A 22,143-nucleotide genomic window follows, 5' to 3' on the forward strand; every position below is an offset into this window, starting at 1 on the left:
CGCAGACATCGGCCGCGTCAACTCCGTTTATGTCAACCAATGGGTGGGACCATGTACTCGATGCAATCCGCGCGCTCGCGCGGCAAGCGATTTTCCTCCGGCGCGCGGCGCCTCGGGGCGCTGTGGCTGGTGGGTGCGATGCTGGCAGGGCTGAGCGTGCAAGCCGGCGCCGAAATCTACAACGTGAACGTGTCCAACGATGCTGTGCAGGATCCGGCAACCACCAACAAGTGCGCCACCCAGGGCGATACCACGAAATGCTCACTGCGCGCCGCGATCATGTTCGGCAATACGCGCTCCGGTTCGCACGTCATCAACTTTGTTGGCGTCACCTCGATCACCGTGATCAATGGCGGGCTGCCGCAGTTGCGCGCGCCGTTCACCATCAACGGCAACAAGGTGACGATCAACGGCAATGGTCGTAGCTGCCTGGATCTCACCGATTCCGGCACCGCCGCGCTGGGTCATGCCGATGGCGCCACCGGTTCGAAGATCTTCAACCTGGTGATCGGCAACTGCAATGGCAATGGCATCAGCGCCAACGGCCACAACTATACGTTCACGGGCAACTACATCGGCGTCAACGTTACCGGTGCGGTCGCGCTGCCCAATTCGGGCGATGGAATCTCGCTCTCGTCGTCGCGGGTCTACCCCGATACCAGCACTGGTTTCCTGTCCAATCTGTACTCGCAATTTCCGGTGCAGCCGGTGGATGCGTCCACCATCAACGCCTTCCAGAGCCAGTTGGCCACGACCCTTGCCTCGCTGCAGCCCGTGTATATCACCGGCAACGTCATCGCCGGCAACGCCGGCGATGGTATCGAGCTGTTCAGTCAGAACCTCGCCGGGGTATTCATCAGCGGCAACATGATCGGCACCGACCTGACCGGCAACATCGCGATTGCGAATGGCGGCAACGGCGTCAATCTGGTCGGCTCCACCTTCGGCAACATGATTGGTCCGGGCAACGTCATCAGCGGAAACAATGGCAACGGCATCAACGCCGTCGCCGGTTCCGTATTCCTGCCGAACTTCATCATGGGCAACCGGATCGGCCTGAGCGCCGCCAATCAGTCGGTGCATATCGGCAACGCCTTGAGCGGCATCTATGTCGATTCCAAGCCCGATACCTCGGCGACGAGCTTCAATCCGAGTTCCACGTCCCTCGTGATCGGCCCGGTCAATCTGATTTCCGACAACAAGGGCGCGAACAACAACGCCTTCCCGGATGTGGGGGCCGACTATGGCGGCATCATGATCACGGGCGCGAGCAATGGCGTGAAGGTGATCTACAACACGATCGGATTGGCCGAATTCCCCACCGGCACCGCGATCAACTCCGCCGCCTTCGGCAACAAAGGCGACGGCATCATCGTCACCACCACCGGCAACTCCATTACCGGCAACATCGTCGCGGCGAACGCACGCCACGGAATCACCATCCGCGGCAGCAGTACCAATAGCACCAGCGTCCTGAAGAACTTTGTAGGCATCAGCCCGAAATTCGCCAACGTCACGACCCTGGGCAATGGCGTGGATGGCATCCATATCGAAACGGCCGCCTCGACATCGGTGGGTAGTTCCAATACCGCCGACCGCAACGTGGTCGTTGCGAACAAGCGCAATGGCATCAAGCTCTACAATGGCGGCGGCGACACCAGCGGCTGGGCCAATCTGTTCCAGCGTAACCGCGTCTACGGCAATGCCAGATCGTTGCCGGGTGTGGATATCGATCTCGAGCACAACGCCAATGCCGCCGACGTAGACCACAGCGAGTTCCCCGCTAATTACGCCAATCGCGATCAGAACACGCCGCGGATCTGCACGGGCACCGACAGCAGCGGACCGTGTGTCGGTGCCGCGGGGCCCGCCAACACCACGCCGAACACCACGGTGCGCTGGATACTGGCCAGCCATGGCCCGGCCCTGTTTCGCCTGGAGTTCTATTCGATCAATGCTGCCACGACCACCGCGGCAACCTCGATGGTGTTCCTGGGTGAGCAGACGGTCACTACCGATGCCACCGGCAAGCCTCTCAACGGCGGCTCGTGTTCTGCGGGCCGTTGCACTGCCAACTTGCCGCCCGTCTCCGCCGGGCGCCGTGTAGTGATGACCGCGACTGACGTCACACAGTTGACGAGTGTGCCCTCCGGCTCCGGCTGGCAGGGGCAGCTGAAGTGTTTCCTCGGCAATAACGGCATCATCCTGTCGGCCTGCACCGCCAACAACACCTCGGAATACTCGAACGTCGTTGCCGTCACCGGGGGCGACGTCATCTTTGCCAACGGCATCGACCTGTAACCGCCATTCAATCGGGCTGGCCCAGCGAAGCTCGCGTCATGCGCGAGCTTCGTGCTTTTTGGGGAGGAGAAGTCGGGAGGGGTGGGAAATCGGGCACCCATAGCGTGGGTACCCATGAGTGCCGGAAAAAACTCAGGGCACCCCGGGCATCAAGTTCACGTTGTCTACCAACACGCGGACCTGGGTCATGAAGCGCTGGTACTTGGCACAGCGCAGCGCCATGGAGGTGTCCCTGATTTCGTCGAGGCTATCGTCATTTCCGTGGCAGCCCGCGAGTTCGGGCTGGTTTTCGCGCCAGTGGCGATAGGCGACGAGGGAGAGCAGGCGGCCGCCGCAGGACAGCGCCGGCAGGTCTGCCTCGATGCGTCACGGATGCAGAGCGCGGTATCGCGATGCAGCGCGCAAACGACAGAAGGCCCGCGCTAGGCGGGCCTTCTGGATTTCATCTGGTGCCCAAGAGAGGACTCGAACCTCCACGGGTCGCCCCGCTAGTACCTGAAACTAGTGCGTCTACCAATTCCGCCACCTGGGCAGGTGCTTCGTGCATGCGCCGTTAGGCGCCGCGAAGGCCGCGAACTATATGGAGCGTCGACGACCTTGTCAACGCTTTGCTTGCATTCGCTGCGCAGGTGGGCGAGGCTGATTCCATTCAACGAGAGAACACATGAAGAAAACACGGACACCATCGACTTCGCGCGGCGCCGACAAGAAGGGCTCGCGTCCCGGCTGGATGCCGGACACCGCTGCCGTCCGCGGCAAGCGCTCCACCGAAGAACCTGCCGTCGGCGGTGCCGCTCCCAAGGCATCCGCGGTACGCAAGATGGCGGCGATAGCTGCGGTTGCAGCGCAGCCCCCCAAGACTGCGTCGTCCAAGCCGCGCAGGCCGGCGGCCAGCACCGAATCCGTACAGCGTGCGCGCAAAGATGCAGCGCCCGTTGGTGCCGCGCCCAGCACGAGGAACCGCAAGAGCACGACCGCGCCGGGTGATGCGGATCCGCACGCCGAGCGCGAGCAGCAGCGCTACGAACATCCGATCCCGAGTCGCGAAGCAATCCTTGCGTTCCTGGTCGAGCAGGGCCAGCTCATGAACGCCGAAGCCATTGCCAAGGGCCTGGCCTTGACCCAGGAGCGCGATTTTGGCGCGCTAACGAAACGTCTCGCTGCGATGTTGCGCGATGGCCAGTTGATCCAGAACCGTCGCGGCGGCTATGGCGTCGCACAGAAACTCGATCTCGTGCCGGGCGTGGTGCTGGCCAACCCCGACGGCTATGGCTTCCTGAAACCCGACGCCAGCGGCGAAGACCTGTATTTGTCGCCCTACGAAATGCGCAAGGTGCTACACGGCGACCGCGTGCTCGGCAGCATCGTCGGCGTCGACCGGCGCGGCCGGCGCCAGGGCGCGATCGTCGAGGTGCTGGTGCGGCGCTCGCCGCGGCTGGTCGGTCGCATCATCGAAAAAGACGGTCTGGTGCTCGTCGCGCCCGACGATCGCCGCGTACATCAGGACATCCTTATTGCGCCGGGCAAGGAACTCGGTGCGCGTTCCGGCCAGATCGTCGTCGCCGAGATCACCGAGCCGCCGGAACTGCATCGCGGCCCGATCGGCCGCGTGCTGACCGTACTCGGCGAACGCCTGACGCCGTCGCTGACGGTGGAGATGGCGATCGCAAGCCACGACATTCCGCACGACTGGCCGGCCGACGTGCTGCGCGAGGCCGCCGACGTCGAACCGCAAGTCAGCCGCGAGGACATGTCCGGGCGCAAGGACCTGCGTGGTACGCCGCTGGTCACGATTGACGGCGAAGACGCGCGCGACTTCGACGACGCGGTCTTCGCCGAGCCGGTACCGGGTGGTTTCCGCCTCGTCGTCGCTATCGCCGACGTTTCGCATTATGTGCAGCCGGAAACGGCGCTCGACGAGGAAGCCTATAAGCGCGCCACGTCGGTCTATTTCCCCGGCTTCGTCGTGCCGATGCTGCCGGAGACCCTCTCCAACGGCATCTGCTCGCTGAATCCGAAAGTGGAACGCCTGTGCATGGTCTGCGACATGCAGGTCGACACCGAGGGCGAGATCTTCAAGTCGAAGTTCTATCCGGCCGTGATGCGCTCGCACGCACGCCTCACCTACAACCAGGTCTGGCAGGCAATCGGCGAGAAGGACCCCGACGCACGCGCTCAGATCGGCAGTCTGATGCCGCATATCGAGCATCTTTACCAGTTGTACAAAGTGCTCGCGAAGGCGCGCAAGCGCCGCGGCGCGATCGACTTCGAGAGTGCCGAAGTGAAGTTCCGCCTGGCTCCGTCGGGCGAGGTCGTGCAGCTCGGCACCGAACCGCGTAACGATGCGCACAAGCTGATCGAGGAATGCATGATCGCGGCGAACGTGCAGGCCGCGCGCTACCTCAGCAAGCTGCATATCCCGGCGTTGTACCGCGTGCATGAACCGCCGCCGGCGGGCAAATACCAGGACCTGCTCGAGTTCCTCAAGGACTTCAACCTGAAGATGCCGACGGCCGAGGACGTGGAGCCGGCCGACTTCGCCGGCCTGATCAAGAAGATCCAGAAGCGGCCGGATGCGAGCCTGATCCAGTCGGTGCTGCTGCGCTCGCAATCGCTCGCGGCCTACCAGCCCGACTGCGGCGGGCATTTCGGCCTGGCACTCGACGCCTATGCGCATTTCACCTCGCCAATCCGGCGTTATCCGGACCTGCTCGTGCACCGCGCGCTCCGCCATGCGATTGCCAAGGGCAAGCCGGCCAACTATCGCTACTCGCCGGCGACCATGGCGAGCATGGCGGTCCATTGTTCACAATGTGGTCGCCGTGCCGAAGAGGCCGAGCGCGACGTGGACGAGCGCTACAAGTGCGCCTGGATGGAAAAGCACGTCGGCAGCGAGTTCGAGGGCATCGTGTCCGGGGTGACCTCGTTCGGCCTGTTCGTCGAGCTGATCGATTCCAAGGTCACGGGGCTGGTGCATATCACGCAACTGCCGAACGACTATTATCATTTCGATCCGATCCGGCACCTGTTGACCGGCGAACGCCGCGGCCTGAAGTTCCGCCTCGGCGACGCGGTGCGCATCCAGGTGCTGCGTGCGAGTCTCGAAGACCGCAAGATCGATTTCCGCCTCGTCGCGGACGAATCCCAGGAGAAGAAGCGGCGATGAGTCACGAGTTGCTCGTAGGCATCAATTCGGTCGAAGCGGCGCTGAGCCACGATCCGAAGAATATTGTGGAATTGTTTATCGAGACGGGCAGCGCGAACGCACGTCTCAAGGAGTTGTCGGAACGCGCGCGCGATCTCGGCGTCAAGCCACATGGGCGCAGCCGCGAACTGCTCGACCGCATGACCGGCGGTGCTCGCCACCAGGGCATCGTGGCGCAGTACCGCGCAGCGCCGCCACGTAGCGAAAGCGATCTCGCCGTACTGGTCGAGGCAGCCGGGCGCGAGGCGCTGGTGCTGGTGCTCGACGGCGTCACCGATCCGCACAATCTCGGCGCCTGCCTGCGCAGTGCCGAAGCGGCCGGCGCGACCGCCGTGGTCGTGACCAAAGACAAGGCCGTTGGCATCACGCCCATCGTGCGTCGCGCCTCCGCGGGCGCCGCCGATCGCGTGCCGTTCATCGCAGCGACCAACCTGGCGCGCACCCTCCGTGCGCTGAAGGATATGGGCGTGTGGCTGGTCGGGCTGGCCGGAGAGGGCGAGCAGGACTTCTATCGCGTCGATCTCAAGGGACCGATCGCTGTGGTCATTGGCAGCGAAGGTGAGGGACTGCGACGGCTCACGCGCGAGCAGTGCGACTACCTCGTACGCATTCCCATGCGTGGATCGGTCGAAAGCCTCAACGTGTCGGTCGCCACTGGCGTAGCGCTGTTCGAGGCCTTGCGCCAGCGCGCCGGTCCGCAGTAGTCGCGACCACTCCCTGCTGCACGAACGTTGCCGGCGCTGGTGCCGCCGGCAACGTCATGTGCTTTCGTGTGATGGCGAGTGCTGAAGTGTCGTTACGACGATGCGGTGCGAAGTCAGATCGAGGTTGAATTCAGAGCGATGAAGCGAGTGCCGTGCTGACGCTTGCAGCGTCCTGCATGTCGGTGCAGACCGGCAGCAGTCGGGTCGCAGTCTCGACATAGCCGGCCGGGGCGATGATGCTCACGGCGATCGCGCTGGCGTGGCCGTGCGGACAGCTAACGCGACGCTGCGCCGCATCGGAGGTCTCTGCGACGCTGCCACCGGCCACGTGCCATTCGTAGCGATAGTTCGCGCCCTGTGGCCACGCTTCGCAGCGATAGCCGTCGTGGCTCGAGGTACAGGAGAGGTCTGCGGCACCGGCGGTGCCTGAGAAGATCAGCGCGAGTCCGACGAGACTGCAGCGCAACAGAATGTGGCCGGGATGCATGCACTTCCCCCTGAAGTGATGATGGACGGCCTCGCGACGCAAATACCGCATCGCAGTCGCTACGCTCAGGGGTGCGTTGGCGACTGCGATGCGACAGGGCGTTGCGGAGCCCGATCATTCCTACTCGGACAGGAATGCCCTGGGGGCTCATGCAGTAGCGAAAAATTTGTTACCAAAGGTGACGCGATGGCGATGAAAGCCTCAGTTGCAGGCCGCCAAGGTCTTGGACGCAATCGAGGTGCCGCCGCCCGGGCCGGTCACCACGACGCTGATCGTGCCGGCGTTGCAGCTGAAATGGCGGAACGGATTGACGATGTCCGTGACGATGGCCGTGTTGTCGTCGCCGTACCAGTCGTAGCTGATCTGCTCGCCCTGAGGCCAGGCTTCGCATGCGTATCCCTGGGATGTGCGGTCGCACTGCAGCATGGGGTCGGCCGGTGGGGCAGAAAACGCATCCTGCGTAATCACGAAGTTGAGCTTGTCACACTCGACCGTGCCCTCGACTATCGGGCCTGAGTAGGTGTAGCAGTTGCTGGTGCACAGAGTGCGAAAGCGGGTTTCGCAAAGCTCGATCGCGTTCGCCGGAACACTGCTGAGGCACGCGGCGGCAACCAAGGCGGACGAGGCGAAAGAATAGAAGGATCGGAACATGGGTAGCCCCCCTAAGGCTGTGGTGTGTGGGACAAAACGATCGCGATTGACCGATCGTTAGAAGCGTACTCGGAAAACATCGAGTTGGCGGCTCAGCCGGGATTGTCAGGTTCTGTGCCGGCGGTTGAATTCGCGGATGCGCTCAGGAATTCACTGGCTCGTGTGCAGAAAGAAGCGAGCTCAGGTGGTACTGCGGGACCCTGGCAGCCGACATTCGTCGCGGCTTCGCCAAGCAGTTTCGCATAGGCGCTTCGATGGCTCGCTTTGGCGCTGCCGGTCTGGGCCTGCGCCCAGCTCTCCGGACTGACCAGCAATTCCAGCGCTTCCCGCGAGCGCTGCCTCTGGATCAGGAAACGCGCAAACTGATTGCGCCAGAACACTAACGGCAATCGGCTTTCTTCGGTTGTCAATTCGCCGCGCTGAAGAATTTCGCGGTAGAGCGCGTCGGCTTCGGCATCGTGGTCGCCCAGTTCAGTCAGCATCTGCGCAAGATTGAATGCCGTGCGCAAGGTGTTCTGGTGATCGTTGCCAACCGAGTTGCGCCACGCCGTCAGGGATTCGCGGATGGCTTGCACGCTCTCTTCGCGCTTGCCCGCTTCGTACAGGGAAATCCCAAGCGAGTTGCGCACCTGCGCCGCGACGGTACTGTTCGGACTGTAGATGCGGTCGACTTCCGCGACCACTTTGCGCGCTTCGGGCACGGCGGCGGCGGCGCCGCGCACCCGGCGCAACACGTCCAGCCGATACATGCGTACCAGCGTCAGACGCGGGTGATCCGGTTCGAGCCCGGCACTTTGCCAGGCCAGCGTCTGATCGAGCAGAGCCAGTGCTTCCGGGCTGCGGTCGGCAACGCGCAGCGCCGAGGCCAACTGCAATCGGGCGAGATTGGCAACGTCCTCCGAGGGCGGTCGGCCGCTGGTATCGCGCACGGCCTGCTCCAGATGCGCGATGGCTTCCGGCGCCTGGCTGCGGTGGTAGCACAGGGTGCCCATCGCGAGCTGCCATTCCGGCGTTTCGCGCAGGCCCAGTTGAGCGGCGCGATCAAGCCGCTTTTCGGCGGAAGCGTAGTCGCCGGCGCTGGCGCGCGCTCTCGCTTCGAGGATCAGCAAGCGGCCGATCTGATCCGAAGGAAGATTGGCGTTGCCGGCGGCCTGCACCGCGCGCTCGGCCAGCTCGCTGGCCTGCGGACTCAGACCGACGGCGAGTTCGACTTCCGCCAGCGTGCCGGCCAGGTCGGCGTAGACGTCGGGCTGCGATTCGAAGGTGGCTTCCAGCGACGGTCGCGCGGCCTCGAGCACGGCCCGGGCCGTCACATTCGCACCGCTGACCTCGGTCGGGTTGGCGGCCGTGAAAGCGTTCTTGAGCAGGCCTACCGCGCGCTGGGCGCGGTCGCGTTCGTTCGTGATTGCCACGTTCTGGCGCAGGATCGCCGCGACCGCCGTGACGATGGTCAGCAACAGCACCGCAGTGAGCGCGGAGGCAACGCGATGGCGCGACACGAACTTGCGCCAGCGATACCAGCGGTCGCTCTGGCGATCCCGGATCGGCTCTTCCTTGAGCACGCAGTCGAGATCGTGGTCGAGTTGGTCGACGGTGCCGTATCGCTCGCCAGGCAGCTTGCGCAGGCAGCGCTGCACGATATGTTCGAGATCGCCGCGCAGCGCCTCGCGCAGCTCGCGCACGTTTGTGAAGCCGCGCGCCTGCGCCAGCACGAGATCGTTGTCGCCGATCCGGCTCGTCATCGACGGCGGCGGCACCTGGCGAATCGCGGTCTCGATTTCGCCTGGCGTCATGTTGGCGAAGGCGAACGGCAGACGGCCTGCCAGCAGCTCATACAGCAGCATGCCCAGGGCATGGATGTCGCAGGCGACCGTGATAGGTCCGCCGACGAGCTGCTCCGGTGCCGCGCTGGACGGTGTCAGGAAGCGATCCATGGTCAGGGTCGCGTTGGCGTTGCCGATGCGGCCCAGTGGCTTGGCGATGCCGAAATCGAGCAGGCGGATTTCGCCGTCGTCGGTTACCAGTACGTTGCTGGCCTTGATGTCGCGGTGTACGACGAGGTTGCGGTGGGCGTGCGCCACCGCAGCGAGCACCTTGCGGAACAGGGCAAGACGTTCGTTCAGTCCGAGCGTGCGCACGTCGGCCCAGCCGTCGATGGCCTGGCCGCGTACGAACTCCATGACGACATAAGGCGTGCCGTCCGGCGTGGTGTTCGCATCGATGAGCCGCGAAATGCCTGGATGGTCGAGCGCGGCGAGAATGGCGCGCTCGGTCGAGAAGCGGCGCAGAAGGGCCGGATGCAACAGGTCGCGGCGCACGAACTTGATCGCGACCTCCTGGCGGAAGTCCGGCCCGTTGCGCGTGGCGCGGAACACGCGGCCCATGCCGCCCCGGCCGATTTCCTGCTCCAGCGTATAGACGCCGAAGACAAGGCCAGGATGCAGGGTGTCCGGGTCGCGGGCGTCGAGGCTGGTTTCCACCAGGCCGAGTGCGGTACGCGGTTCGCTGCCGATCAGGCTGCGGTCACGCTCGATCAGGCGCGTCAGTTCATCGGCCAGATCCGGATCCTCGGCGCGACAGCGCGCGACGAGCTCTTCGCGCGCGACCGGATCGAGATCCAACGCCTCGTCAAACAGTTCTCCGAGCCGGCGTATGCGCTCAGCCGGCGTCTTCATCGCCAGGCACTACGTCCAGTCGCTCCGCAAGCCAGGCGCGGGCAAAACGCCATTGGCGTCCTACCGTCGCGCGCGAGGAACCACAGACCTCGGCGATTTCCTCCTTGGTCAGACCTGAGAACAGGCGCAGCTCGACGACACGTGCGGCGTCCGGCGCGGCCTGCGCGAACTCGGTCAGCGCCTGGTCGACGGCAAGCCAGTCTACGTGGTCGCCCTGCGACGGCGCCTCGCGCTGGTTCATGTCGTCGAGGGCGATGAACAGCTGGTCGCCGCCGCGTTTCTCGGCCTGGCGCTCACGCAGGTAGTCGACCACTACGCGGCGCATCAGCGTGGCGGCGATCGCGTGGAAGTGCGCGCGGTTCTGCCAGTTCACGCCCTGCTGAAGGTGCAGCCGCTCATACGCCTCGTTGGCCAGTTCCGTCGCGCGCAAGGTCAGGGCGCCGCCATGGCGCCGGACTTGCGCGCGCGCAAGCTCGCGCAACACCGGATAGATGTCGGTTGCCAACGCATCTTCCACGCTCCGATCGCCGCGTTTCCAGCGATCGAGCAGTTCCGTGATTGAGGACATCACAAACCCCCTGCCTGCGATCCGCAGTGTAGCCTCACTGCGGCGGCAGCGGGTACGCCAGGCTCATCCGAGACAACCGGAATACGGCTGTCATGCCGTAGCCCAACATGCTGCGCTGCGGCGCCAGGGGGGCAGCGGGGGCGCCTTGTGCCGGTCCGGGGCCGGAAACAGGCATCACGAGTCTTTCACGACCCGCGGTTCGACGTTTTGGCTATTGCGCATATCTGCACTTTGGCGCGAAGTCCTGTGGTGTCAGCTGCAGTTACCGGGGGCGGGGCTCCGCAGCGGAGTCACAGGTAGTACCTGAGGCTGACTTCCGCCGAGCGCAGCACCGTCGGCGGTAGCCCGGAGCCGAGCAGCAGGGCAGCCGTCGCATGCGACAGCGCGAGCGGAATCAGGCTGCGTTCGCGCAGCCACAGGGCGGTCCAGATCAGCCCGCCGCAGAACGTGGCCAGCATCAGCGTGGCATTCGGCGTATGCAGCAGCGCGAACAGGCCAGCAGCCGCCAGGACCGTCCAGCGCGCAGGCAGTCCAACGCGGTACAGCCGGTCGGCGAACACGACGCAGATCAGGTACTGCTGCAGCAACGCCCATAGCGCATAGGCAATGACGTCAGCGACCGAAATCGCTGCGTGTGCGCCGGGTCGGCCCAGGATCAGCACGAGCCCGAGGGCCACCAACGGCGCCGCCGAGGCACGCAGCCACGCGCGCGGGCTGCCGATCCAGTGCCCACGCGTCGCCGTGTCGGTGCAGGCCAGTGCGACAGCGTAGAGCAGAGAAACCGCGATCGCTGCTGCGGCCGGCCTCCCGAGATCGTCACCGAGCTGCAAACCAACAACTAGCCATACCGGCAGGATCAGCGCGAGTACTGCCTGCAGGCTGGCGCGCATCCAGACCGGACCGGCCGGGCGCACGAACGTCGCAAGCATCGCGAGCGCCACCACGCCTACCAATGCCCACGGCCAGGCCGACACGGCGCGTCCCGGATGAGACGGGGTCTCGTGCATCGCCGCGGTGACGCTACCGACATCATCACCGAAGACCATGAGCGACGCAGGCTCGCGTTCGCGCAGCAGGTCACGCCAACCCAGCACGGTCTCCGGCCGCGGACTGCCGTCGACGCGAAACAGTGGGAATTGTGCCGAAGCCAGCGATTCGGTCGCATTGTCCGCGGGAAGCCACGTCGCAGCGACCCAGTCCAGCGGCGTCTGAGGCTGCAGAGCGATGGCCTGCACGCGCAGATCTTGCGTCAACTCGCCGAAACGCAGGCGCAGCATGGCGGCGCGCGATGGCGGGGGGCGGACCTCACCGCTGTCGAGGCGCCAGGCGAGCTGCCCAAGTTGTGCCTGGAGCGGCGTCTGCTCCGTTGCGGTGACCTGAGCAATCTGTTGCGGCTGATCCAACTGCTCGCGCAGCACCAGCCAGAAGGAGGGCAGCGGCGTCGCGGAAATGATCTCCAGCCGATCGAAGCGCTTCAGGTCAAGCGGCGTGCGCAGTGGCACACCGATTTCGCAGGTGCGCGAACCGCGGCGCAGCACCAAGCCTCCGCGGTCGAACGCAATATCGCAATCGCCGAACACGCGCCTGCCCACCAGATCGCCGGGTTTGCGTAGTGGCCAGCGATACGGCGTGTCGCCGCGCGCCAACGGCGCGAGAAAGACCGCTGCTTCGTGCACCAGCTGGCGATGCAACTGCCATTGGGCCAGCCCGTGCAGCGCCACGGCGACCGACATGGTCGCGAGCAGCCACACCGAAAGCCGTAGCAGGCGCGGGACCACGGACTCAGGCGGTGAGGGCGTCGACCTTCGCCGCGCAGAGGAAATCGTTGAGTGAAAGGCCGCCGACGTCATGCGTCGACCAGCGCATGCGGCAGTAGTTGTAGCCGACTTCCAGGTCCGGATGATGATCTTCGCGGTTGGCGATCCAGGCCACGGCGTTGACGAAGCCCATGGTCTGATGAAAGTCACGAAACCGGAATTCGCGCCGTAGCTCATTGCCCTCGATGCGCCAGTCCGCCAGCAGGGCGACAAGTTCCTCGAGTGCCGCGGCGCCGAGGGCATCGGCGGTGCCCTTGCGCGGCACGCAATGTGTGGCGATCAGCTCTTCCTTGGTCATGACGGCAGCTCCGGCGGCAGGAAACAGCGCGCGAGTATAGCGGCGCGCGCTTGGTCGGGTATTGAATCAGGACTACAATGGTCCAGATTCAACGGAAGCCACCATGATCAATATCTCCGAACGCGCCCAGCAGCATTTTCTGAAGCTCATCCAGCAGCAGGGCATAGACGGACTCGGAATTCGCCTGCGTGCCGTCAAGGCGGGTACGCCAGCGGCGGATTGCCAGCTCGAATTCTGCGAGCCGGCCGATCTCGCCGGCGACGAGTGGACTGTCGAGTGCAGCGGTTTTCCGCTGTATGTCGAGGCCGCGAGCGTGTCCTTCCTCGACGCCGCCGACATCGACTACGACACCTCGCCGACCGGCGGTCAGCTGACCATCCGGGCGCCGCGCATCAAGGGCGAGGTTCCGGGAGAAGGCGCCAGTCTGGTCGAGCGGGTCCGCCACGTCATCGAAACCGAGATCAATCCGCGCGTGGCCTCGCACGGCGGACGCGTCAGTCTCGAGGAGATCACCGCCGATGGCGTGGTCCTGTTGCGTTTCGGCGGCGGATGCCACGGCTGCGGCATGGCGGATGTCACGCTCAAACACGGCGTGGAGAAGACCTTGCGCGAGCGCGTACCGGAAATTACCGCGGTTCGTGATGCGACCGATCATTCCAGTGGTGAAAATCCCTATTTCGCCGCCCAGGACGGTGGTCAGTCCGCGTTGGCCTGAACGAGAAGTCCGCAACAAAAAAAGCCTGGCATCGCCAGGCTTTTTTCGGGGAGGCGGTCGGGATTACTGCCCTTTGGCCGGATGACTCAGGTCATCGAGCTTGCCACCGGGCAGCGTCGCGAAATAGACGGCCAGGTCCGCGATGTTCTGCTCGGTCAGCGGCTGCATGAAGCCCGCCATGATCGCATTCCTGCGCTTGCCGTTCTTGTACTGCGACATCGCTTCCTGCAGGTAGTCGCGGTACTGGCCCGACAGTCGCGGGTATTGCGGATCGGTCGGGTTGCCATCCGGTCCATGGCAGGCAGCACAGGGCACGGCCAGGGCCTTGCCGGCGTCGGCATTGCCGGCGGCCTGGGCGAGTGACGAAACGGCCAGCGTCGCGGCCAGTGCGATCAACGAAAAGGTGCGGTTCATCCGGGACGTCCTCGGCAATTACGGTGTCAGACCGGCGAGATACGCCGCGATGTCGTCAATGTCCTGCGCGGAAAGGCTTTCGCCGTGAGCGCGCATCGTCGGATGATCGCGCTCGCCGGTCTTGTAGCTCTTCAGGGCGCTGACGAGGTACTCGAAGTTCTGCCCGGCAATGCGTGGTACGTGATAGTTCGGATAGGCGTTCTTGTAACCCGGTACGCCGTGGCAGCCGTGGCAGGAGTAGGTCTTCAGGCGTCCGGCTTCCTTGTCGCCCGCGGCGTGCGCGGAAGGTGCGGCGAGGGCAGCAGTGACAAGCAGGGAAGCAAGCAGTAGCGATCGGGTCATCGTGGGGGTTCCGGCGGGGGCGAGTGCCTGGCTGGTAAAGCGGCGAGTATAGCCGGCGCGCCGCCGCGTCTGCCAACCGGGTGGTCGCCGCGTGACTACCGGCTCAAGACAGGCGGCGGCGAGCTTCACACAATGCTAACCGTCGCCGCGGAGGGCAAAACCCCGGTGCATCCATTGTCAACGAAACGGCATCAAACTCGGCCGCGACAGTTGTTGTCACGACTAGTGATGTAGTTTAGTATAACACCACAATACCAGCACACAGGGCTCAGCCATGCTTCGCGATCCGCGCCTCTCCGCCTACGCCCAACGGCAAGCAATGTGTCGTACGTTATTGATAGTTTTCGCTTCTCTTCTGCTTTCCGCGTGCGGTAACGGCGGCACGGAGAAGGACAAAGCCGCTGAAACCGTCGCGCTCGTTCCGGTTGAGGCCGTCGCTGCTGCGGCACGCCCCATCGATGCCAGTTACTCCGGCACCGCGACGCTTGAGGCGGACCGCGAAGCCGACGTCGTGGCCAAGACCGGTGGCGTGCTGCTGCGGCTGCTGGTCGAAGAAGGCGATGCGGTGCGCCAGGGCCAGGTGCTCGCGCGGCTGGATGACGCCAGTCCGCGCCTGAGCCTGGCCAAGGCGGAGGCCACGCTGCGCAAGCTCGAGGCGGACTACCGCCGCGCCGACGAGATGTTCGGCAGGAAGCTGCTCTCGCTCGAAGAGCACGACAAGATCAAGTTCGATCTGGACAACCAGCGCGCCGTGCATGACCTGTCGCGGCTGGAACTGTCCTACACCAACGTCATCGCGCCGATCGACGGTGTCATCGGCAAGCGCATGGTGAAGGAAGGCAACCTGATCCAGGTCAACCAGCCTCTGTTCCATATCGTCGATTTCGATCCGCTGCTCGGCGTGCTCAACGTGCCCGAGCGCGAACTCAACATTCTGAAGCCGGGCCAGCCCGTCAGCATGAGCGTCGATGCCCTGCCGGGGCAGCGCTTCCCGGGCGTGATTGAGCGGGTCAGCCCGGTCGTCGAAGCTGCCAGCGGCACCTTCCGCGTGACCTGCCGCTTCAACGCGACGCTGCAGACGCTCAAGCCCGGCATGTTCGGCCGTATCGATGTGGTCTACGACCGCAAGCAGGACGCGCTCGCGATTCCGCGCGGCGCGCTGATCGAAGAAGACGGCGAAACGGCGGTCTATCTGATCGTCGACGCCCCGCCGTCGGCCGAGGTCAAGCCAAAGGACGGCAAAGCGGTAGACGCGCCAGCGCCTGCCGCCGCACCCGCCGCAGTCCCCGCGGCTGCGGCGCTGCACGCGCAGCGCCGCGTGGTCCATATCGGTTTCTCCGACAGCGAATATGTCGAAGTGCGTGATGGCCTCAAGGCCGGCGACCGCGTCATCACCGTGGGCCGCAACGCCGTGCGCGATGGCACGCTGGTGCAGGTGCTCGATACGGCGGCGGCGTCGGCGAGCAGCGTGCCGGTCGCGGAGAAAACGCCATGAGCATCGTCGATATCGCCACGCGTCGCCGCGTGACCGTAATGATGTTCACGCTCACCTTCGTTCTTTTCGGCGTGATCGCGCTGTTCGGACTGAAGGTCAACCTGCTGCCCGACCTGTCCTATCCGACCCTGACCGTGCGCACCGAATACGAAGGCGCCGCACCGCTGGAAATCGAGAATCTGATCACCCAGCCGGTCGGAGAAGTGCTCGGCGTGGTCAAGAACGTGCGCAAGTTGCATTCGGTCTCGCGCACCGGCCAGTCGGACGTGATCCTCGAATTCACCTGGGGCACGGACATGGACATGGCCAGCCTCGAAGCGCGCGACAAGCTGGAACTGCTGCAATTGCCGCTCGAAGCAAAGAAACCGCTGCTACTGCGCTTCAACCCGTCCACCGATCCCATCGTGCGCTACGGCCTTTCGGGCAAGAGCGACGACAAGGGATTCAATGAGGCCGAACTCAAGCAGCTGCGCCGCTTCGCCGACGACGAACTGAAAAAGCGCCTGGAACCGATCGCCGGCGTCGCCGCTGTCAAAGTCGGCGGAGGCCTGGAGGATGAGGTCGCGGTCGAGATCGACCAGCAGAAGCTGTCGCAACTCGGCATCGGCGTGCAGGAGATCGTGCAGCGCCTCAAGGACGAGAACGTCAACATCTCGGGCGGACGGATCGAGGAAGGCTCGCAGCGCTATCTCGTACGCACCATCAACCAGTTCGCGACCGTGGACGAGATGCGCGAGCTGCTCGTCAAGATCGACAAGGGCGTGCCGATCCGGCTCAAGGACGTAGCGCGCGTGCACCAGAGCTACAAGGAACGCGAAGGCATCGTGCGCATCGACGGACGCGAGGCGATCGAGCTGGCCGTCTACAAGGAGGGCGACGCCAACACCGTGAGCGTCGCGACCGGCGTCAAGGCGACGATCGAGAAGATGCGCGAGAACAAGACCCTGCCGGCGAACGCCGAGCTCAAGGTCATCGACGACCAGTCGTTGTTCATCGGCGCGGCGCTACACGAGGTGCGCTTCGATGCACTGCTCGGCGGCGTGCTGGCGATTCTCGTGATCTTTTTCTTCCTGCACGACAGCTGGAGCACCTTCGTCATCGCGCTGTCCCTCCCGGTGTCGCTGATCACAACGTTCTTCTTCATGGGGCAGGCGGATCTCAGCCTCAACGTCATGTCGCTGGGCGGACTCGCGCTGGCGACCGGCATGGTCGTCGACGATTCCATCGTCGTGCTCGAGAACATCGCCCGATTGCGTGAGAAGGGCCTGTCCATACTCGACGCCGCGGTCCAGGGCACGAAAGAGGTCGGCATGGCGGTGACGGCGTCGACGCTGACCACGGTCGCCGTGTTCTTCCCGCTCGTGTTCGTGCAGGGCGTGGCCGGTCAGCTGTTTCGTGATCAGGCGCTGACGATCACGTTCGCGATGCTGATCTCGCTGGTCGTGTCGATGACGCTGATCCCGATGCTGGCATCGCTCAAGGGGGCCGCGCCGCTGGCCTATCGCGAAGAACGCGAGAATGCGAAGCCGCAGGGCCGCCTGGGCGCGATCCCGCGCGGACTGGCGTGGCTGATGCTCGGCACGTTCCGCACTGTCGGTGGCCTGATCGGCACGGTGCTGCGCGCTGTGGGCCGAGTGTTGCTGGCGCCTTACAACCGGCTCGCCGCGGCTTACACGCGAGTGCTGCCTAACGTGCTGCGGCGCCCGTGGCTGGTTATCGGCTTCTCGTTGCTGGCCTTTCTCGGCACGCTGCTGCTGGTGCCCACGTTGGGCATGGACCTGATACCGCAGTTGGCCCAGGGACGCTTCGAAATGACCGTGAAGCTGCCGCCGGGCACGCCGCTGGCCAACAGCGACAGCCTCGCGAAGGAGTTGCAGCTCAAGCACGCGGGTGATCCGAACATCGCCTCGATCTACGGCGTGTCCGGCGTCGGCACGCGCCTGGATGCAAATCCGACCGAGTCCGGCGAGAACATCGCGCGACTGTTGATCGCACTCACGCCCGAGGCCGGCGAAGCCGGCGAGCGCGCCGCGATGGATGCGCTGCGCAAGACCATGGCGACCCATCCTGGTGGCGAAGTGAAGTTTTCCCGCCCGCAGCTGTTCAGTTTTTCCACACCGCTCGAGATCGAGATCCGCGGCTACGATCTCGATACGCTGAAGAGGGCCGGACAGAAGCTGACCGGCATCATGCGCGAGTCGGACCGCTTTGCCGACGTGAAATCCACGGTCGAGAGCGGCTATCCGGAAGTGCAGATCCGCTTCGACCAGGATCGAGCCGCCGCCCTGGGGCTGACCACGCGCGCCATCGCCGATCAGGTCGTGCGCAAGGTGCGTGGCGAAGTGGCCACTCGCTACAACTTCCGCGACCGCAAGATCGACGTGCTGGTGCGTGCCCGCGAGGACGACCGCGCGAGTGTCGACGACATCCGCAACCTCATCGTCAACTCCGACCAGATCGCCGCCGCTGAAGCCGCCTCGGCGACTGCGGCACCGGGACAGCTCACGGCGGTCAAGCCGATCCGCCTGTCGGCCGTCGCCGACGTGATCGCCACCGAAGGCCCGAGTGAGATCCATCGCGTCAGCCAGGAGCGCGTTGCTATCGTCTCGTCGAATCTGGCCTACGGCGACCTGAGCACCGCGGTTGCGGAAGTGCGCGGCATCCTCGCCAGGAATCCGCTCGCGGCGGGCATCTCGGTCAACATCGGCGGACAGAGCGAGGAACTGGACTCCTCCGTGAATTCGTTGATCTTTGCGCTCGCGCTCGCGATCTTCCTGGTCTATCTCGTCATGGCCTCGCAGTTCGAGTCGCTACTGCATCCGTTCGTGATCATGTTCTCGATCCCGCTCGCTGCGGTCGGTGCGGTGCTCGCGCTGAAGCTGACCAACAACGCGATCAGCGTCGTGGTGTTCATCGGCCTGATCATGCTCGTGGGCATCGTGGTCAAGAACGCGATCGTGCTGATCGACCGCGTCAACCAGCTACGCGAAGCGGGGGTCGAAAAGCGCGCTGCGATCGTGCAGGGCGCCGAATCGCGCCTGCGTCCGATCGTCATGACGACCTTGTGCACGCTGATCGGCTTCCTGCCGCTCGCGATCGGGCTCGGCGACGGTGCCGAAGTGCGCGCGCCGATGGCGATCACCGTGATCGGCGGCCTGCTGGTGTCGACGTTGCTGACCCTGGTCGTCATTCCGATCGTCTATGACCGCCTCGACTTCCGCGGTGATGCCTGGTACCGCGCGCGCGCCGAACGCCATGCTGCGCGTCGGGCCTCGGCCACGCTGGAGCATGCGCCGTGAACCTCGCCGAGCTCAGTCTCAAGCGCCCGGTCACCATCACGATGTTCTTTCTGTCCATGATGGTGATCGGCCTGATCGCCGCGTTCCGCCTGCCGCTGGAATCATTCCCCGACATCGAGTTTCCGTTCCTGTTCGTGGATGTGCCGTATCCGGGCTCGACGCCGGCCGAGGTCGAACGTGTGCTGGCGCGGCCGATCGAGGAGGCACTGTCGACCGTGCCCGGCATCCAGCGCATGCAGTCGACCTCGCGCGCCGACGGCCTGCAGATCTTCATCCAGTTCAAGTGGGGCAACAAAGTGGCCGTCAAGGCCGTGGAGGCGCGCGAGAAGATCGACGCTATCCGCAAGGATCTGCCGTCCGACCTGCAGCGCTACCAGGTGCTGAAATTCTCCGTGTCCGATCAACCGCTGCTGCAGCTGCGCGTGGCGAGCGACATCGACATGTCGAACTCCTACGAGTTGCTGGACCGGCGCGCAAAACGCCCGTTGGAAAAGATTCCCGGTGTGGCGCGCGTGTCGATCGAAGGCGTGTCGCCGCCGGAACTGCAGATCGAGCTGTCGTCCGACCGTCTCGCCGCGACCGGCGTGAGCCTCAACGAGCTGTATGCGCGGCTGTCCAAGGCCAACTTCTCCGTTTCTGCCGGACAGATCCTCGACGGCTCCACGCGCTACCGCGTGCAGCCGCAGGGCGAATGGAAGAACCTCGAAGACGTGCGCGGCCTTGTCATCAACGAGCGCGGCCTCAAGCTCGGCGATATCGCCAGCGTCACGCTCAAGCCCGAGCGGCTGGACTACATGCGCCGCCTCGACACGCGTCCGGCGATCGGCATCGACATCTACAAGGAGCGCAACGCCAACCTCGTCGAAGTCGGCCGGCTCGTGAAAGAGGAGGTCGAGCGCATCAAGCAGTCGCCGGAAATGCGCGGCATCGACGTCTACGCGCTGGAAGATCAGGCCGATGCGGTGACCTCGTCGCTGTACGAACTCAGCGAGGCTGGGATCATCGGCACGCTGCTGTCGGTGCTCGTGCTGTTCTACTTCCTGCGCGATCTGAACTCGACGCTGATGGTGTCGCTCGCGATCCCGATCTGCTTCGTGATGACGCTGGGCTGCATGTATTTCTTCGGCATCACGCTGAACATACTGTCGATGATGGGCCTGCTGCTTGCGGTCGGCATGCTTGTCGACAACGCCGTGGTCGTGGTCGAGAGCATCTATCAGTATCGCGAGAAATACCCCGACAAACCCTGGTATTGCGCGGTCCAAGGCACCCAGGCCGTCGGCGTCGCGATCGCTGCGGGCACGTTTTCCAGCATCGTCGTTTTCCTGCCGAACATCTTCGGCGCGAAGAACCAGATCAGCATCTTTCTGACCCAGGTGGCGGCCGCCATGTCGATCGCGCACCTGGCTTCGTGGCTGGTGGCGGTCACGCTCGTGCCGATGCTGTCGGCGCGGCTGCCGACACCGAAGTTCGTCGGTCGCGAGACGTTCGTGACGCGTATGCAGACGGCGTATGCGCGCCTGATCGACTGGACCCTGCGGCACCGCAAGCTGACCACGGCCGGTGTCGTCATCATGAGCATCGCGAGCATCATGATCCCGATGCGCCTCGTGAAGTTCGACATGTTCCCGGCGGGCGAGGGTTCGACGCTGCGCGTGCAGTATGACCTCAATGGCCTTTACCGCCTGGACGAACTGAGGAAATCCATCGCCAAGATCGAGGAATACCTGCTCGCGCACAAGCAGGAGTTCGACATCAAGTCGGTCTACAGCTACGCCAATGAACGCGGCGATGCGATGACCAACATCATCCTGGTCGATGCCAAGCAGATGAAGCGCAGTTCGACGGAAATCATGGAAGACATCCGCAAGGGCCTGCCCAAGATCCCTATCGGCAAGGTCAGCTTCGACCAGAACGGCGGCGGCAGCAGCGGCGAAGGTCTGCGCGTGTCGCTGATCGGCGATTCGATGGACGTGCTGCACGAACTGTCCGATGCGGTGGTCCCGGTGCTGAGCCGGGTGCCAGGGTTGCGCGACGTGCGCACGGCCGAGCGCACGGGCGACCGCGAGGTGGCCGTGCGCGTGGATCGCGAACGCGCCAAGTCCTACGGTTTTTCCGCCAGCGAGGTCGCGACCTATGTGGGCATCGCGCTGCGTGGTGCGCCGCTGAAGGAATTCCGCAACGGCGATACCGAGATCCCGGTCTGGCTGCGCTTCCAGGGTGCCGACACGCAGAGCGTGTCTGGCATGGCGGACTTCAAGCTGCGCCGCGCCGACGGCACGCTCGTGCCGCTGCTGTCGCTGGTCGACGTGCGCACGCAGGAAGCCGCCTCGGCAATCCAGCGCGACAGCCGCCAGACCTCGCTGCCGCTCGCAGCCAACCTCGCCCCGGGCACCACGCAGGATGATGCGCGCAAGGCGATCGAAGCGGCGATGAAGTCGGTCAGCCTGCCGGCCGGTTATCGCTGGAGTTTCGGACGCAGCTTTGACGAGGCCGATGAAGCCGGCCAGCAGATGCTGCTGAACACGCTGCTCGCGCTGGTTCTGGTCTACGTGGTCATGTGTGCGATGTTCGAATCGCTGGTCTTTCCGGCGGCGATCCTGACCACGTTCCTGTTCTCGATCTTCGGCGTGTTCTGGCTGTTCCTGATCACCGGAACCACGTTCTCGATCATGGCCTCGATCGGCGTGCTGATCCTCATGGGCGTGGTCGTCAACAACGGCATCGTCATGATCGTGCATGTCAATCAGCTGCGCCACGAGGGGCAGGCGCGCTCGGACGCGCTGGTCGCGGGTGCGCGCGATCGATTGCGGCCCATCCTGATGACCATGGGCACGGCCATTCTCGGCATGGTGCCGCTGTGCATCAGCACGACCGAGATGGGCGGCGACGGCCCGCCGTACTATCCGATGGCGCGGGCGATCGCCGGCGGGCTGGTCTTCTCGACCGCGGTGACGCTGCTGGCGCTGCCCGTGATCTATGCCCAACTCGACGACCTGCGCATGTGGACGCGCCGCGTGTTCCGCGACGCGCTCGCCGGCAAGGTGCGGCGCAAGGCGACCGCGGCATAAGAAGCGACCGACTGGCTCGCGCGCGGACATCCTCCGTGCGCGGGCCGGCGTCGGTTCTGCCTGGACTGCGGCCCGTGCCGGCGCGCGGCGTGCGCAGTAGC

Annotated in this window: 15 protein-coding genes and 1 tRNA gene; 7 read left to right on the plus strand and 9 right to left on the minus strand. The window is 64.7% G+C overall.

The window, feature by feature from the left end; genetic code table 11:
- Positions 1-51: 51 nt before the first annotated feature.
- Entirely contained in the window at positions 52-2,301 is a 2,250-nt protein-coding gene (locus tag RUU78_RS08535) for a hypothetical protein (RefSeq protein ID WP_313915594.1), read from the plus strand.
- A gap of 447 nt (positions 2,302-2,748) precedes the next feature.
- Here RUU78_RS08535 and RUU78_RS08540 read toward each other — a convergent pair.
- Positions 2,749-2,833: transfer RNA gene (locus RUU78_RS08540), tRNA-Leu, on the minus strand.
- A 132-nt stretch (positions 2,834-2,965) separates the two neighbouring features.
- On the opposite strand from RUU78_RS08540, the gene rnr reads away from it, so the two are divergent.
- Together rnr and rlmB are read left to right on the plus strand one after the other, a co-directional pair.
- Complete coding sequence (gene rnr / locus RUU78_RS08545; RefSeq protein ID WP_313915596.1) at positions 2,966-5,467, plus strand: ribonuclease R; 2,502 nt, start codon at positions 2,966-2,968, stop codon at positions 5,465-5,467.
- Positions 5,464-6,210, plus strand: coding sequence for a 23S rRNA (guanosine(2251)-2'-O)-methyltransferase RlmB (gene rlmB, locus RUU78_RS08550; protein WP_313915598.1), 747 nt, complete (start codon positions 5,464-5,466; stop codon positions 6,208-6,210). The genes rnr and rlmB overlap by 4 nt, the downstream gene beginning before the upstream one ends.
- A gap of 130 nt (positions 6,211-6,340) precedes the next feature.
- On the opposite strand, the gene RUU78_RS08555 is transcribed toward rlmB, so the two are convergent.
- The 6 genes from RUU78_RS08555 to RUU78_RS08580 form a co-directional block, all read right to left on the minus strand.
- Positions 6,341-6,697, minus strand: a complete 357-nt coding sequence (locus tag RUU78_RS08555; protein WP_313915599.1) for a hypothetical protein — start codon at positions 6,695-6,697, stop codon at positions 6,341-6,343.
- A 201-nt stretch (positions 6,698-6,898) separates the two neighbouring features.
- A complete protein-coding gene (locus RUU78_RS08560; protein ID WP_313915601.1) occupies positions 6,899-7,348 on the minus strand; it encodes a hypothetical protein in 450 nt (149 codons plus the stop codon).
- A gap of 92 nt (positions 7,349-7,440) precedes the next feature.
- A complete protein-coding gene (locus RUU78_RS08565; protein ID WP_313915602.1) occupies positions 7,441-10,023 on the minus strand; it encodes a serine/threonine-protein kinase in 2,583 nt (860 codons plus the stop codon).
- A complete protein-coding gene (locus RUU78_RS08570; RefSeq protein ID WP_313915604.1) occupies positions 10,007-10,591 on the minus strand; it encodes an ECF-type sigma factor in 585 nt (194 codons plus the stop codon). The genes RUU78_RS08565 and RUU78_RS08570 overlap by 17 nt, the downstream gene beginning before the upstream one ends.
- Before the next feature lie 290 nt (positions 10,592-10,881).
- Positions 10,882-12,369, minus strand: coding sequence for a CPBP family glutamic-type intramembrane protease (locus RUU78_RS08575; protein WP_313915605.1), 1,488 nt, complete (start codon positions 12,367-12,369; stop codon positions 10,882-10,884).
- A gap of 4 nt (positions 12,370-12,373) precedes the next feature.
- The gene (locus RUU78_RS08580) at positions 12,374-12,706 is read right to left on the minus strand and encodes a 4a-hydroxytetrahydrobiopterin dehydratase (RefSeq protein ID WP_313915607.1); all 333 of its coding nucleotides are present in this window, start codon (positions 12,704-12,706) and stop codon (positions 12,374-12,376) included.
- A gap of 103 nt (positions 12,707-12,809) precedes the next feature.
- Between RUU78_RS08580 and RUU78_RS08585 the strand changes: the two genes are divergently transcribed.
- Positions 12,810-13,421, plus strand: a complete 612-nt coding sequence (locus tag RUU78_RS08585; protein ID WP_313915609.1) for an NfuA family Fe-S biogenesis protein — start codon at positions 12,810-12,812, stop codon at positions 13,419-13,421.
- Positions 13,422-13,484: 63 nt separating this feature from the next.
- On the opposite strand, the gene RUU78_RS08590 is transcribed toward RUU78_RS08585, so the two are convergent.
- Both RUU78_RS08590 and RUU78_RS08595 read right to left on the minus strand, forming a co-directional pair.
- Positions 13,485-13,835, minus strand: coding sequence for a cytochrome c (locus tag RUU78_RS08590; RefSeq protein WP_313915611.1), 351 nt, complete (start codon positions 13,833-13,835; stop codon positions 13,485-13,487).
- An 18-nt stretch (positions 13,836-13,853) separates the two neighbouring features.
- Positions 13,854-14,177, minus strand: a complete 324-nt coding sequence (locus tag RUU78_RS08595; RefSeq protein ID WP_313915614.1) for a cytochrome c — start codon at positions 14,175-14,177, stop codon at positions 13,854-13,856.
- Between the two features lie 319 nt (positions 14,178-14,496).
- Between RUU78_RS08595 and RUU78_RS08600 the strand changes: the two genes are divergently transcribed.
- Genes RUU78_RS08600 through RUU78_RS08610 form a run of 3 tightly spaced genes read left to right on the plus strand, consistent with a single transcriptional unit; the run spans position 14,497 to position 22,042 of the window.
- The gene (locus RUU78_RS08600) at positions 14,497-15,672 is read left to right on the plus strand and encodes an efflux RND transporter periplasmic adaptor subunit (protein WP_313915616.1); all 1,176 of its coding nucleotides are present in this window, start codon (positions 14,497-14,499) and stop codon (positions 15,670-15,672) included.
- Positions 15,669-18,971, plus strand: a complete 3,303-nt coding sequence (locus RUU78_RS08605; protein WP_313915618.1) for an efflux RND transporter permease subunit — start codon at positions 15,669-15,671, stop codon at positions 18,969-18,971. Before RUU78_RS08600 ends, RUU78_RS08605 begins: the two co-directional genes overlap by 4 nt.
- Positions 18,968-22,042, plus strand: coding sequence for an efflux RND transporter permease subunit (locus RUU78_RS08610; protein ID WP_313915621.1), 3,075 nt, complete (start codon positions 18,968-18,970; stop codon positions 22,040-22,042). Before RUU78_RS08605 ends, RUU78_RS08610 begins: the two co-directional genes overlap by 4 nt.
- Positions 22,043-22,143 lie beyond the last annotated feature (101 nt).

The sequence above is a fragment of the Tahibacter sp. genome, assembly GCF_032229445.1.
Taxonomy (GTDB): Bacteria; Pseudomonadota; Gammaproteobacteria; order Xanthomonadales; family Rhodanobacteraceae; genus Tahibacter.